Source organism: Streptococcus lutetiensis (genome assembly GCF_900475675.1).
Lineage (GTDB): Bacteria > Bacillota > Bacilli > Lactobacillales > Streptococcaceae > Streptococcus > Streptococcus lutetiensis.
Genome location: NZ_LS483403.1, coordinates 388,868 through 403,167 on the forward strand (window position 1 = coordinate 388,868; position 14,300 = coordinate 403,167).

Annotated in this window: 12 protein-coding genes and 1 other RNA gene; 10 read left to right on the forward strand and 3 right to left on the reverse strand. The window is 37.6% G+C overall.

Annotated elements, in window-relative coordinates; translation table 11 throughout:
- Positions 1 to 79: 79 nt before the first annotated feature.
- Positions 80 to 2,359 (reverse strand): penicillin-binding protein PBP1A, encoded by a 2,280-nt coding sequence (pbp1a, locus tag DQN23_RS02130; RefSeq protein WP_111712647.1) that lies wholly within the window; start codon positions 2,357 to 2,359, stop codon positions 80 to 82.
- Positions 2,346 to 2,954: a Holliday junction resolvase RecU gene (gene recU, locus DQN23_RS02135; protein ID WP_043894968.1), complete on the reverse strand. Its 609-nt coding sequence runs from the start codon at positions 2,952 to 2,954 to the stop codon at positions 2,346 to 2,348. Before recU ends, pbp1a begins: the two co-directional genes overlap by 14 nt.
- A 74-nt stretch (positions 2,955 to 3,028) precedes the next feature.
- Between recU and DQN23_RS02140 the strand changes: the two genes are divergently transcribed.
- The 6 genes from DQN23_RS02140 (at position 3,029) to DQN23_RS02165 (ending at position 8,287) form a co-directional block, all read left to right on the forward strand.
- Positions 3,029 to 3,547 carry a DUF1273 domain-containing protein gene (locus DQN23_RS02140; protein ID WP_111712648.1) on the forward strand — a complete coding sequence of 173 codons (519 nt, stop codon included), beginning with the start codon at positions 3,029 to 3,031 and terminating at the stop codon, positions 3,545 to 3,547.
- A gap of 128 nt (positions 3,548 to 3,675) precedes the next feature.
- On the forward strand, positions 3,676 to 4,005 hold the full coding sequence (gpsB, locus tag DQN23_RS02145) for a cell division regulator GpsB (protein WP_061409227.1): 330 nt from the start codon (positions 3,676 to 3,678) through the stop codon (positions 4,003 to 4,005).
- 87 nt (positions 4,006 to 4,092) lie between these two features.
- Positions 4,093 to 4,458, forward strand: an RNA gene (gene rnpB, locus DQN23_RS02150) — RNase P RNA component class B.
- A 168-nt stretch (positions 4,459 to 4,626) separates the two neighbouring features.
- Positions 4,627 to 5,799 carry a THUMP domain-containing class I SAM-dependent RNA methyltransferase gene (locus tag DQN23_RS02155; RefSeq protein WP_020916301.1) on the forward strand — a complete coding sequence of 391 codons (1,173 nt, stop codon included), beginning with the start codon at positions 4,627 to 4,629 and terminating at the stop codon, positions 5,797 to 5,799.
- A gap of 63 nt (positions 5,800 to 5,862) precedes the next feature.
- Positions 5,863 to 7,374, forward strand: coding sequence for a cell division site-positioning protein MapZ family protein (locus tag DQN23_RS02160; protein ID WP_111712649.1), 1,512 nt, complete (start codon positions 5,863 to 5,865; stop codon positions 7,372 to 7,374).
- Positions 7,375 to 7,522: 148 nt separating this feature from the next.
- The gene (locus DQN23_RS02165; RefSeq protein WP_020916303.1) at positions 7,523 to 8,287 is read left to right on the forward strand and encodes a (S)-acetoin forming diacetyl reductase; all 765 of its coding nucleotides are present in this window, start codon (positions 7,523 to 7,525) and stop codon (positions 8,285 to 8,287) included.
- Between the two features lie 87 nt (positions 8,288 to 8,374).
- On the opposite strand, the gene DQN23_RS02170 is transcribed toward DQN23_RS02165, so the two are convergent.
- Positions 8,375 to 8,860 (reverse strand): S-ribosylhomocysteine lyase, encoded by a 486-nt coding sequence (locus tag DQN23_RS02170; protein WP_043894971.1) that lies wholly within the window; start codon positions 8,858 to 8,860, stop codon positions 8,375 to 8,377.
- A gap of 149 nt (positions 8,861 to 9,009) precedes the next feature.
- Between DQN23_RS02170 and DQN23_RS02175 the strand changes: the two genes are divergently transcribed.
- The 4 genes from DQN23_RS02175 (at position 9,010) to DQN23_RS02190 (ending at position 14,257) form a co-directional block, all read left to right on the forward strand.
- On the forward strand, positions 9,010 to 10,617 hold the full coding sequence (locus DQN23_RS02175; protein ID WP_058833214.1) for a ribonuclease Y: 1,608 nt from the start codon (positions 9,010 to 9,012) through the stop codon (positions 10,615 to 10,617).
- A 160-nt stretch (positions 10,618 to 10,777) separates the two neighbouring features.
- Positions 10,778 to 11,395 (forward strand): guanylate kinase, encoded by a 618-nt coding sequence (gene gmk / locus DQN23_RS02180; RefSeq protein ID WP_020916306.1) that lies wholly within the window; start codon positions 10,778 to 10,780, stop codon positions 11,393 to 11,395.
- A gap of 23 nt (positions 11,396 to 11,418) precedes the next feature.
- Positions 11,419 to 11,733 carry a DNA-directed RNA polymerase subunit omega gene (rpoZ, locus tag DQN23_RS02185; protein ID WP_014334364.1) on the forward strand — a complete coding sequence of 105 codons (315 nt, stop codon included), beginning with the start codon at positions 11,419 to 11,421 and terminating at the stop codon, positions 11,731 to 11,733.
- A gap of 133 nt (positions 11,734 to 11,866) precedes the next feature.
- Positions 11,867 to 14,257, forward strand: coding sequence for a primosomal protein N' (locus DQN23_RS02190; RefSeq protein ID WP_111712650.1), 2,391 nt, complete (start codon positions 11,867 to 11,869; stop codon positions 14,255 to 14,257).
- Positions 14,258 to 14,300 lie beyond the last annotated feature (43 nt).

Consider the following 14,300-nt stretch of genomic DNA (forward strand, 5'->3'; position numbering starts at 1 on the left):
CAGTAGTTTTAGCTATTGATACTTTTTTTAGAGATAAGAAAACTCCTCTGATTATTCAGAGGAGTTTTTAATTTAAGGACTAGTTACTAGTTTCAGTGCTGCTTGAGTCAGCGTTATTTTCTGTAGCTGTTTCTGTTTCAGAAGTTTGACTTTCTTGTGATGAAGAACTTTCTTGTGATGAAGAACTTTCTTGTGATGAAGAACTTTCTTGTGATGAAGAACTTTCTTCACTAGATGATTGGCTAGATGAAGATTCTTCTGAAGAGCTTGAACCGTAGATGTTGCTGTAGACTGAAGTTGATGATGGTGAGTAAGTGTATTTGCTTGAGCCACTTAGGTAAGCATAGCCACCACTTGTATAAACACCTTTGGGAACTTCAAAGTCTTCGCTACCACTACCATATTGTTCATTAAGATAGCTTTGCATAGCTTTGTAGACATCAGCTGCAACATTCAAACCATTGCCGTAGATTGGAGTCATGCGGTTTTTATAACCTGTCCAAACGGCCATTGAATATTGAGAAGTGTAACCAACAAACATTTCATCAGGTGCCATTGTACCAACAACACTATTGTAAATACCAGTTGATTCTTCGATTTCAGCAAGTTCATCGTCTGAGTAGTTTGAAGTACCAGTCTTACCAGCTTGATAAACACCTGAGATAGCAGCTTCAGTACCAGTACCATAAGTTAGTACTGTTTTAAGCATTGATGTCATCAAATATGCTGTTGTTTCTTTCATTGCACGGCTACCAGATGTATCAAATGTTTTGCTTGTGCCGTCGTTGAATTCAACTTTGTTGACATATTGAGGTTCGTAGTAAATTCCTCCGTTAGCGAATGCGGCATAAGCAGAAGCCATTTTCTCGCTGCTTGCTCCGTATTTCTCATCGGAATCACTTGTTGAACTTGAGATAGCATTTGAGTAGTAAAGTTGTGGGTAATAAATACCAAGACCTTCTAAGAATGATTTAGCTTTGTTTAAACCAACAGATTCGAGTGCTTTAACAGCAGGAACGTTACGTGATTGTTGGATAGCTGTTTGGATTGTCATATTGCCATAGTATTTTCGGTCCCAGTTATAAATTTGGGTAGAAGTACCAGGCCAATAAGCTTTACTATCGCTAGTAATGTCAGAAGTGCTTGTATAAATACCGTGTTCAATGGCTGGAGCATAATCTGTGATAGGTTTCATTGTAGAACCCCAGTCGCGGTCTGTAAGAACTGCTTGGTTAGTTCCGAGTGAAACAGTTGTGTCTTGATTACGTGAACCAAGTTGGGCGATAACTTTACCTGTTTGAACATCAACGATTGTTGAGGCGACTTGTAAATCAGAGTCAGGATATGTTACGTAATAGTCTGTGTTGTAGACATCCCATAGATATTTTTGAACATCAGTATCTACGTTTGTGTAAACTTTTAGACCAGCTGAGTAGATGTTTTGACCTGTCTTATCGCTAACTTCTTGGATGACTTCTTTAATGTAGTTATCAAGGTAAGGTGCGTAGCTTGTAGACTCTGTAAGAGTTTGTAGACCATCTGTAACCGGTGTGGCAACAGCAGTATCATATTCAGATTTAGTAATGTTACCATCTTCGTACATTTCAGAAAGAACTGTGTCACGACGGTTTTGTGCAGCTTCTGGATTTGTGTAAGGGTCGTATTGACTAGGAGCTTGAGGAATACCTGCAAGTAAAGCCAATTGAGCGATAGACAAATCTTTCAAGTCTTTACCGTAGTATGACTTAGCTGCTGTTAGCATTCCGTAGTTACCATTACCCATGTACACTTTATTGATGTAGAAAGTTAAAATTTCTTCTTTAGTGTACTTACGTTCCATTTGGAGTGCAAGCCAGGCTTCTTGAGCTTTACGTTTCAAAGTTTGGTCTGATTCATTTGTTGAGAAGTAAGCCAATTTGATTAGCTGTTGGTCAAGTGTTGATCCACCTTGAGTGCTCGAACTTGTAAAGTTATTTAACGCAGCACCTAGAATACGGTAAACATCGATACCACGGTGCTTGAAGAAACGTTTATCTTCGATTGATGTAATGGCATTAACCAAGTTTAGTGGAATACTGTTTGCTGAGACGCTTTCGCGTTTTTCAGAACCTAAATCAGCGATTAGTGAGCCGTTAGAATCATAAATCAAACTTGAGTTGGTAGATGATAGTTTGCTAGCTGTTAGCTTAGGAGTGCTGCTAACATAAAAAGCAAAAACTAATCCACCAATGACAAAACCAGCAACAATTAATGACATTATAGTGATTAAGGCATATCTAAGTACCTTAATAGCTGCCTTGTTGGATGTGGGTTTATTTGATCGTTTGTGTTTTGTTGTTTTCTTTTTAATTGTGATCACCGCCTAAAATTTTTTGATCGATAATATCCAAATAAGGAACCTGAGGGAGTGAACTTGTCGTCACCATATATCCATTTTTTCTGATATAATCAAGTGGCATGGATTTGGTGCCGAGATTAATTTGGTAAAAGTCCACTAAAGCACTAGCAGGTAAATAATAAGTTTCCTTAATTGTTGAAAAATGAAGTAATACAAAGCAAATCCCATCTTGCTTTAAGACATGTTCCATGTGCTCAATCTGGTGGGCATGAAAATTTTTAAGTGGCATAGATGTCTTTTGCCGAGTTTCTTTAGCTTCAAAGTCAATATAGCGACCTTTATAAACGCCAGAATAATCGGTTGTTGATGCTTGACGAAAGTAAGCTTCTACAATTTTTGCACGGCTTCTTTTAGGATAATCAACTTTTACAATTTGAATTGGGGTTGGTTTTTTGTGAATAACAGCAATATCTCGAGATAAGTAGTAATTATTAGTTTCATTGATTGCTGCTTCAAAACTCATCCCACGATTAGCAAAGTTAATCGTTGATTTTGTGTTCTTCCTAGAAGCTGGGGCTGCTTGTTTTCGAATAAGATGATGAGGGTAATTAACCATAAAACTCCTAACATTCATGCTTAAGTCAATATAAGCACTACTATTATAACATATTTTTAGAAAGGAAACAGAATATGACTGCAATTCTCGTCACGGGCTATAAGAGTTTTGAACTTGGTATTTTTCAAGAAAAAGACCAACGAATCGAGATTATCAAGAAGGCGATTAGGCATGATTTGATTCGTTATTTTGATGAAGGAGTTGATTGGTTAATCTTTATGGGAAATCTTGGATTTGAATATTGGGCGTTGCAGGTTGCAAAAGAGCTCCAAGAGGAGTATGATTTTGGTATTGCTACTATTTTTACTTTTGAAAATCATGGTCATAATTGGAACGAAGCCAATCAAGTCAAATTGAGTGAGTTCAAACAGGTGGATTTTGTGAAGTATTCTTATAAAGAGTATGAAAATCCAAGTCAGTTTCGAAACTACAATCAATTTTTAGTAGATAATACGAATGGCACTTACCTTTTTTATGATCCTGAAAATGAAACAAATTTGAAATATCTGGTAGAAGTCATGCGAGAAAAAGGTGACTATCCTATCCAGTATTTAACCTTTGATCGCCTTAATGAATTTCTTGAAGATTGGTAATGAATTTTTAATAATGATTTAAAGGTAAATGCTTGATTTTTCACTAAATTTTCTGTAACATATATCTTGATATGACGTTTTTCATATTCTAAGGTTAACTAGAATAGTTTTGTTTGGAGAGAGATAGAATGGCAAGTATTATTTTTAGTCCTAAGGACATTTTTGAACAAGAATTCAAAACCAGTATGCGTGGTTACGATAAAAAAGAAGTAGATGAGTTCCTTGATGATGTTATCAAAGATTACGAATCTTATATTTCTCAAATTCAAGAACTACGAGCTGAAAATGAAAAATTAAAACAAGAATTGGCTGCTAAACCAAAAGCAGCACCAGCAACTTCTTATGTTGTTCCACAGGCTGAGCATGCACGTGTTGCTCAAACTGCAACAAACTTCGATATTTTGAAACGTATTAGTCGTTTGGAAAAAGAAGTTTTTGGTAAACAAATCACTGAATAATAACTTTTTAGTCGGTTTCGACAAAGTTATTAAATGAATTTGTATGTGACTTATCTTCCTTTACGAAGGTAAGAAAGATAAATTGCAATTTTTGGATAATCGCGTGGTATTCTAATACCATGAGGAAAGTCCATGCTAGCACTGGCTGTGATGCCGGTAGTGTTTGTGCTAGGTGAATTAATAAGCCTAGGGACATCTTTTGATGTTACGGCGAGTGAAATGGCTAAGTCTTTGATATGCCTAAATAGCTCTGAAAAGTGCCACAGTGACGTAGTTCTTGAGGAAACTCGGGAAGTGGAACGCGGTAAACCCCTCAAGCTAGCAACCCAAACTTTGGTAGGGGCACGGGATAGTAGGAATCCGAACGATCTATCCTGACTGGAAACAGTAGACAGATGATTATCGAAGGAGATAAGACCTAGTTATCTCTGGAACAGAACATGGCTTATAGAAAATTGCATATAGGTATCTAGCTAGCTTAGGCTAGCTTTTATTTTTGTATTTTAATACTAAATCGAAGCTTGATTTGGTATTTGAAAATTAATTGATTTTTACTAGCTATAAGCCAGTAAAACGTGTTAAACTTATAGATAAGTATTTTGATGAAATAGGAATGTGTGAATGAAAAAAACATTTAATTTAGTGGCAACTGCAGCTGCAGGGCTTGAAGCTGTTGTTGGGCGCGAAATCCGTGATTTAGGGATTGATTGCCAAGTTGAAAATGGTAAAGTACGTTTTCAAGGGGATATTAGAACGATTATTACAACAAACCTTTGGCTCCGTGCGGCAGACCGTGTCAAAATTGTTGTTGGGGAATTTCCAGCACGTACCTTTGAAGAATTATTCCAAGGAGTTTACAAATTAGATTGGGAAAATTATTTGCCTTTAGGTGCTAAATTCCCAATTTCAAAAGCAAAATGTGTCAAATCAAAATTGCACAATGAGCCGAGTGTTCAAGCCATCAGTAAAAAAGCAGTTGTAAAAAAACTTCAAAAAGTTTACCACCGTCCAGATGGTGTTCCTTTGCAAGAAAATGGTGCTGAGTTCAGAATTGAAGTATTTATTTTGAAAGATAAAGTAACCGTTATGATTGATACCACTGGTGCTAGTCTCTTTAAACGTGGTTACCGTGTGGCAAAAGGTGGCGCTCCGATTAAAGAAAATATGGCAGCTGCTATTATCGAGTTGTCAAACTGGTACCCAGATAAACCATTTATCGATCCAACATGCGGTTCTGGAACATTCTGTATTGAAGCTACTATGATTGGGATGAACATCGCACCTGGTTTTAACCGTGATTTCGCCTTTGAAGAGTGGAATTGGGTAGATCCTGATTTGGTTCAAAAAGTTCGCGATGAGGCTGAAGAAAAAGCTAATTACGATATCGAGCTTGACATTTCAGGATTTGATATTGATGGTCGTATGATTGAAATTGCTAAGAAAAATGCAGAAGAAGCAGGACTTGGTGATGTCATCAAATTGAAACAAATGCGTCTTCAAGACCTGAAAACTGATAAAATCAACGGTGTTATCATTTCTAACCCACCTTACGGTGAGCGATTGCTTGATGACAAAGCAGTCGATATCTTGTATAATGAGATGGGACAGACCTTTGCACCACTTAAAACATGGAGTAAATTTATTCTGACCAGCGATGAACAGTTTGAACGAAAATACGGGACACAAGCTGATAAAAAACGTAAATTGTATAATGGTACTCTTAGAGTTGATTTGTACCAATTTTACGGTGAACGTGTTAAACGCTCTGCTATCACGCAAGCAAAAGAAAAGTAAGGAAAAGTGCGCTTAACAACATCGTTAAGCAGTTGAGATTTTATTTAGAGAGGTGACCAGAACGTGTCAGAAAAAAAAGACATGCCATCTTCTGAAGAAAAAGATGGGCTTAACTTTGAAGATGTTAAAAATCTAACCATTGAAGAAGCTGTTCGAAAAGGTTCTGAAATGAAAGCTGGAATTACTGAGTCTGATGGCGTTTTAGATAAGTATATTAAACAGCACCGAGATGAAGTAACATCGCAAAAATTTGAAACAAAATTATCTGATTTCGAAGATTTAGATACAAAAGCTTTGGATAACTTTATTAAAAAACAACGTGAAGAGCTTGTTAATAGCGGAATTGTTAGCAAGGATGTTTTTGAGGAAACTGTTGAACCTAAATCAGAAGATGTAGTTGAACCAGTTGTTGAAGCGGCTGAAGTTAAAGAGGTTGAGACTGAGCCTGAACAAGCAGAAACTGTTGACGCAGAAAAAGAAGCTGCAAAAGAAGTAGAAGCAACTACTCCGAAAGTTGAAGAAGCTGTAGCTGCTGTTGAAGAACCAAAAGAAGCCCCTGTAGCAATTCCTGCTGAAGAGGTTAAAGAAGCCGAAAAAGAAGCAACTTCGATTGCTCTTTCAGCTGATAATAAGCCAACATCTAAGAAGAAACGTGTTATCATTGGTGGTTTAGCAGTTCTTGTTGTCGCTATTTTTGGTGCAGGCTATGTGCTACACTACACTAAAGATTCAACAACTACAGTAGCTAGCTCATCAACTTCATCAAGCCAGAAAAAAACGACATCAAGTTCAAGTGCAGCTAAAAAAGCCAAAAAAGTATTTGATGATGCTTATGCAGCTTTGTTCACTGATGATACTAAAACGAAGTTGAAAAATAGTGAATTTGACAAGATTTCTGTCCTAAAAGAAAAATTGGATGACCTAAAAGGTACTGATTTTTATGATGCTGCTAAAAAACAATACGATACTGTAGCAGCTCACATTACAGCTATTAAAGCAATCAACGCTTTGTTTGAAAAAGATGTTATTGTTGATGGTAAGAAAGTTTCAGGAACGGTTAAAGCTGATGCCAAATTCGATAGCTTATCTAGTGATGTTTTGAATACAGGTGACGCTAACTTGGATAATTTATTGCAATCAGTGATTACTGATGGTAAAAATCAATTAGCAGCTAAAGCACAATCAAGTAGCCAGGCGCAAGCAGCTGCTAACTCTGCCAGCCAGACAGAAAGTAATGATAAAGCAGCTGAAGCTAAGCCAGCAGCACCAGCTTCTGATAATTCAAACCTTCAACGTGATAAAAGTCGTGTTCCTTATAACGACTCAGCGATTGCTGATTCAAATAATCCAGCTTGGACATTTAGTGATGGTGTACTTGAAAAAATCGTTTCAACATCACAAGCTCGTGGTTATTTCTCTGGAAATGATTATATTCTTGAAAAAGTTAATATTATCAATGGTAATGGTTACTACAACATGTTTAGAAAAGACGGAACTTACCTCTTCTCAATTAACTGTAAAACAGGTTATTTTGTAGGTAATGGTTCAGGTCACTCTGACGCTTTGGATTATTAATTTTTAAAGGCGATTCCTAGAAATAGGGCGCCTTTTTTGTTTGCATTTTCAAAGTAATGAAAAATTTTGTGAAAAGATTCAAAAAGTTTGACAGTGATTTTTGTAAGCGCTATAATCGATCTAACTTAAAGATTAAGGGGTGATATTTATGGTAAAAGTAGCCATTGTTACTGGTGCAGGTCAAGGAATTGGCTTTGCTATTGCAAAACGTCTTCACGCAGATGGATTTAAGATTGGAATCTTGGATTATAATCAAGAAACAGCTGAGAAAACTGTTCAAGAACTGTCGCCACAGGATGCTTATGCTGTTGTAGCAGACGTTTCTAAACGCGAAGAAGTTGCTAAGGCATTTGCACAAGTTGTTGAGCATTTCGGAGAATTGTCGGTAGTTGTTAATAACGCAGGTGTTGCGCCGACAACGCCCTTAGATACTATCACAGAAGAAGTCTTCGAACGCACTTTTGCCATTAATGTCGGTGGTACTATCTGGGGTGCTCAAGCAGCTTTAGCTGAGTTTAAAAAATTAGGTCATGGCGGTAAAATTATCAATGCTTCTTCACAAGCTGGTGTCGTTGGGAATCCAAATCTAACGATTTATGGTGGTAGCAAATTTGCTATTCGTGGTATCACACAAACCCTAGCGCGTGATTTGGCAGATTATGGTATTACAGTAAACGCCTATGCACCAGGTATTGTTAAAACACCGATGATGTTTGATATTGCTCATGAAGTTGGTAAAAATGCTGGTAAAGATGATGAATGGGGCATGCAAACTTTTGCTAAAGATATTACCCTAAAACGTTTATCTGAACCAGAAGATGTGGCTAAGGCTGTTAGCTTCCTAGCAGGACCTGATTCTGATTATATCACTGGACAAACCATTATTGTGGATGGTGGTATGCAATTCCATTAATCCATCTATAAATCAAAAAAGACAGGGAAAATCATTTCTCTGTCCTTTTTGGTGTAAAAAAGCCAGCAGATAGCTGACTTAAAAGTTTTAGATAACGTGACGTTCAAATGGATCGTCTGAGATACCATCTTTAAGAATAAGTTTTACCCATTCTTTTGCTGTAAATAGACTATGGTCTTTATAGTTACCACAAGACTCGATAGTAGTACCTGGAACGTCATCCCATGATGTTACAGTAGCGATTTCTTCTAAACTTGATTTGATAACTTTGGCAATTTCAGTGGTGTTGTGTTTGCCCCACATAATCAAGTGGAAACCAGTACGGCAGCCAAATGGTGAACAGTCAATCATTCCGTCGATACGTTCACGGATAAGTTTAGCAAGCAAGTGTTCGATTGTGTGCAGCCCAGCAGTTGGGATAGCATTTTCATTTGGTTGAACAAGACGAATATCAAAGTTTGTAATCACATCACCTTTAGGACCAACTTCTTCAGAAATAAGACGGACATAAGGTGCTTTAACAATTGTATGGTCAAGTTCGAAACTTTCTACAGTTACTTCTTTTTTAGACATAATAGACTCCTTTTTTATTCCTCTAATAATCATATCATAAATTTTAGTAAAACGCTTTACAATTTTAAATTGTGAAAAAACTCGATTTATGGTAAACTTGAAAGTAGCTTTCTATAGATGAAATCTAAAATTTTTATTGAGGTAAAAACATGGCAAATATTATTATCTTGGTTGTTTTTGCCCTCATTGGTTTGATAGTTGGTTATGCACTGATTTCCATCAGACTTAAGTCTGCGAAAGAAGCTGCAGAACTCACTCTTTTAAATGCAGAACAGGATGCTGTGAATCTACGTGGCAAGGCTGAATTAGAAGCTGAGCACATTAGAAAATCAGCTGAGCGAGAAACGAAAGCTCATCGCAAAGAATTACTGATCGAAGCAAAAGAAGAGGCTAGAAAATATCGAGAAGAGATTGAAAAAGAATTTAAATCTGAAAGACAAGAGTTAAAACAAATGGAGACTCGTTTGACAGAACGAGCGTCTTCTCTTGATCGCAAGGATGAAAATCTAACCAGCAAAGAAAAAGTGTTGGATAGTAAAGAACAAAGTCTAACCGATAAATCTAGACACATTAATGAGCGTGAAAAACAAATCGGAGAACTCGAAGAACAGAAAAAAGCTGAACTAGAACGTGTGGCTTTGATGACGATTGCAGAAGCGCGTGAAATTATTTTGACAGAAACTGAAACTAATTTAACGCATGAAATTGCTACTCGTATTAAAGATGCTGAACGTGAGGTCCGCGATAGGTCTAACAAGCTCGCTAAAAACATTCTCGCTCAAGCCATGCAACGAATGGCTGGTGAATACGTTACTGAGCAAACCATTACAACCGTTCATCTTCCTGATGATAGCATGAAAGGTCGTATTATTGGTCGTGAAGGACGTAACATTCGTACTCTTGAAAGCTTAACAGGGATTGATGTCATCATTGATGACACTCCTGAAGTGGTCGTTCTTTCAGGATTCGATCCAATCCGTCGCGAAATTGCTCGCATGACCCTAGAGGCTTTAATCCAAGATGGTCGTATTCACCCAGCACGTATTGAAGAATTGGTTGAAAAGAACCGTTTGGAAATGGATAACCGTATTCGTGAATATGGTGAAGCTGCTGCTTTTGAAATCGGTGCAGTAAACTTGCATCCTGATTTAATTAAAATTATGGGACGTTTGCAATTTAGAACGTCATATGGTCAAAATGTTCTTCGCCACTCAGTTGAAGTTGGTAAGATGGCTGGTATTCTTGCTAGTGAACTTGGCGAAAACGTTATGCTTGCTCGTCGTGCAGGATTCTTGCATGATATGGGTAAAGCCATTGATCGTGAAGTCGAAGGTAGCCACGTTGAGATTGGTGCAGAATTTGCTCGTAAGTACAAAGAAAACCCAATCGTGGTTAACACAATTGCAAGTCACCACGGCGATGTAGAACCTGAAAGTGTCATTGCTGTTATCGTGGCAGCTGCTGATGCTCTTAGCTCAGCTCGTCCAGGTGCTCGTAATGAGTCTATGGAAAACTACATCAAACGTCTACGTGATTTGGAAGAAATTGCCAAGAGCTTCGATGGCGTTCAAAACAGCTATGCCTTGCAAGCTGGACGCGAAATTCGTATCATGGTGCAACCAAATAAAATTTCCGATGATGAGGTAACAATCATCGCACACAAAGTTCGTGAAAAAATTGAAAATAACCTTGATTACCCTGGTAATATTAAAGTTACAGTTATTCGTGAACTACGTGCAGTCGATTACGCAAAATAATAAAAATAAACAAGAAGGAGTACGTTTTAGACGTGCTTCTTTTTAATGTGAAGCAGCTTGTAAATTTCCTTGAAATATAGCCTTATCTTTGATATACTAGATTGTAGTCTAATTGATAAAAAGCAAGTCTTAACTTGTAGTCTATAATAAGGAGAGTGGCATGACCGAACGTGGTTTGTTAATTGTTTTCTCAGGACCTTCTGGGGTTGGTAAGGGAACAGTTCGCCAAGAAATTTTTTCAACACCTGATCATAAATTTGAGTATTCTGTTTCTATGACAACGCGCCAAAAGCGTCCAGGAGAAGTTGATAGCGTTGATTATTTCTTTCGAACTCGTGAAGAGTTTGAAGAGCTTATTAAAAATGGTCAAATGTTGGAATATGCTGAATATGTAGGCAACTACTACGGCACACCACTGACTTACGTTAATGAAACACTCGATAAAGGAATCGACGTATTCCTTGAAATCGAAGTTCAAGGGGCTCTTCAAGTTAAGAAAAAAGTTCCAGACGGTGTCTTCATTTTCTTGACTCCACCAGATTTGGACGAATTAAAAGATCGTTTGGTTGGACGTGGTACTGATAGCGAAGAAGTTATCCGCCAACGTATCGAACGTGCTAAAGAAGAGATTGCTTTGATGCGCGAATACGATTATGCTGTTGTTAATGATGAAGTGCCTTTGGCAGCTGAACGCGTTAAACGTATCATTGAAGCAGAACATTTCCGTGTTGATCGTGTTATTGGACGGTATAATGACATGATTAAAGGTATTGACTAAAAGAGAGAAGAGAGAAAAAAGCTATGATGTTAAAACCTTCTATTGACACTTTGCTTGATAAAGTGCCATCAAAATACTCACTTTGTATTCTTCAAGCAAAACGTGCTCACGAACTTGAAGCTGGTGCAAAACCAACTCAAGAATTCAAATCAGTAAAAGCTACTTTGCAAGCTCTTGAAGAAATTGAATCTGGTAACGTTGTGATCCACCCAGATCCAGAAGCAAAACGTGCTGCTGTGCATGCTCGTATCGAGGCAGAACGCTTGGCGAAAGAAGAAGAAGAACGTAAAATCAAAGAACAAATCGCTAAAGAAAAAGAAGAAGGAGAAAAAATCTAAGGTATTTTATCTTAGATTTTTCTTGTAATAAATCATTGTGATAAAGTAAACAAGTGTTTTAAAGTTTACTTATCATGATGATTATTCTTTTTTTCGTTAGGATATTTTTTGAGTCTATTTAGAAAGGATAGTTATGACAAAAATCGCTCAGGTCATTGTTGATGTGCCATTAATGCAGACCGATAAGCCTTTCTCATATCTCGTGCCAGAAGACATGCAAAATCAAGTGATGTTAGGTTCACGGGTGCATGTTCCTTTTGGTCACGGCAATCGTCTTTTGCAGGGATTTGTTGTCGGCTTTTCTGAAAGCTTAGACAGTGATATCAGTGAGCTTAAGGCTATTAGCGAGGTATTGGATTTTGAACCAGTTTTGAATGAAGAACAGCTTACTTTAGCAGATCAAATGCGTCATACTGTTTTTTCTTATAAGATTTCAATCTTGAAATCAATGATTCCTAATTTGCTCAATTCAACATACGATAAACGTTTGATGCCGACAGATAAGCTGTCTGATGAAGAACGCTTAGCTTTATTTGGTGATAAAGATAGCAGGCTTCACTCAAATTTATCTGATGAAGAAGCTAAAAAAGTTGCCAGGTTGGTTCAAGCAGAAAAAATTTCGGTTGATTATCTTGCTAAAGATAAGAAAAATATCAAAACTGAGAAATTCTATCAGGTTGCTTCTGAACAGTTAGCTCAAGCAGAGATTTCAGCAAGAGCTAAGAAGCGTTTGATGTTACGTGATTACTTGCTTGAGCATCCTGAAACAGGAAAATTGGTAGACTTGTACCAGCTCTTTTCACGTGATGTTGTCAAATTCTTTGTGGAAAATCATCTGCTAACCATTTTAGAAAAAGAGAAGAAACGTTCGGATGCTTATTTTGACGTTGCAACGACGGATTTTCTTGAGTTAAATGCAGAACAAGCTGCTGTGGTTGAAAAGGTGACTAGTCAAATTGGCAAAGAATCTAAACCTTTTTTGTTAGAAGGAGTGACTGGCTCAGGTAAGACTGAAGTGTATTTGCACATTATTGATAAAGTCTTAAAACTTGGTAAAACAGCGATTGTTTTGGTGCCTGAGATTTCTTTGACGCCTCAGATGACTAACCGCTTTATTTCACGTTTTGGTAAGCAAGTGGCAATTATGCACTCGGCTTTGTCTGATGGTGAAAAATTTGATGAGTGGCGAAAGATAAAATCTAGTCAAGCTCGCGTTGTCGTAGGTGCTAGATCTGCTATTTTTGTTCCAATGGAAAATATTGGCGCAATTATCATCGACGAAGAGCATGAGGCAACTTACAAGCAAGAATCGAATCCGCGTTACCATGCGCGTGATGTGGCTTTGCTTCGTGCAAAATATCATAAGGCCGTTTTGTTAATGGGGTCTGCAACGCCAAGCATTGAGAGCCGTGCTCGTGCTAGTCGTAATGTTTATCAGTTCTTACAATTGACTCACCGTGCCAATCCTTTGGCTAAGATTCCAAAAGTTGATATTGTTGATTTCCGTGATTACGTTGGTCAGCAGGAAGTCAGCAACTATACCCCTTATCTACTGGAAAAAATTGCAGATCGTTTAGAAAAACGTGAGCAAGTTGTCCTTATGTTAAATCGTCGCGGCTATTCAAGTTTTGTCATGTGCCGTGATTGTGGCTATGTGGATGAGTGCCCAAATTGTGACATTTCCTTGACCCTTCATATGGATACCAAGACCATGAATTGTCATTACTGTGGTTTTGAAAAAGCTATTCCACATACTTGCCCAAATTGTCATAGTCGCAGCATCCGTTATTACGGGACTGGGACTCAGAAAGCTTATGATGAATTGTCGGAAGTTTTCCCACAAGCTCGTATCTTGCGAATGGATGTCGATACCACACGACAAAAAGGAGCGCATCAGCGAATTCTTGATAAATTTGGAAATCATGAAGCTGATATTTTGTTAGGAACACAGATGATTGCTAAGGGACTTGATTTTCCAAATGTTACCTTAGTAGGGGTTTTAAATGCTGATACATCACTAAATTTGCCAGATTTTAGATCGTCTGAGCGAACATTTCAATTGTTGACTCAGGTTGCAGGTCGTGCAGGTCGTGCAGAAAAAGAAGGTGAGGTCTTAATTCAAACCTACAATCCACAGCATTATGCCATCAAGTTAGCTCAAAAGCAAGATTATGAAGCTTTTTATTCTTATGAGATGGGGATTCGTAAGCAATTATCTTATCCACCATATTATTTTACGGTTGGCTTAACCTTGTCACATAAGGAGGAGCAGACCGTTGTGCGGAAGTCCTTTGAATTGCTTCAAATTTTGCGTCAGCAGTTATCTGACAAAATTAAAATTCTCGGTCCAACACCTAAGCCGATTGCCAGAACGCATAATCTTTATCATTATCAAATTATTGTTAAATATCGCTTCGAGGACCATTTAGAAAGTGTCTTGAATCAGATTTTAGACATGACTCAATTACCTGAAAATAAGTACTTGCGACTGGTAATAGACCATGAGCCACAAAATTTTATGTAGGCTCTCACTATGCTATAATAAAGAAAAATTTAAGTACTAAGAT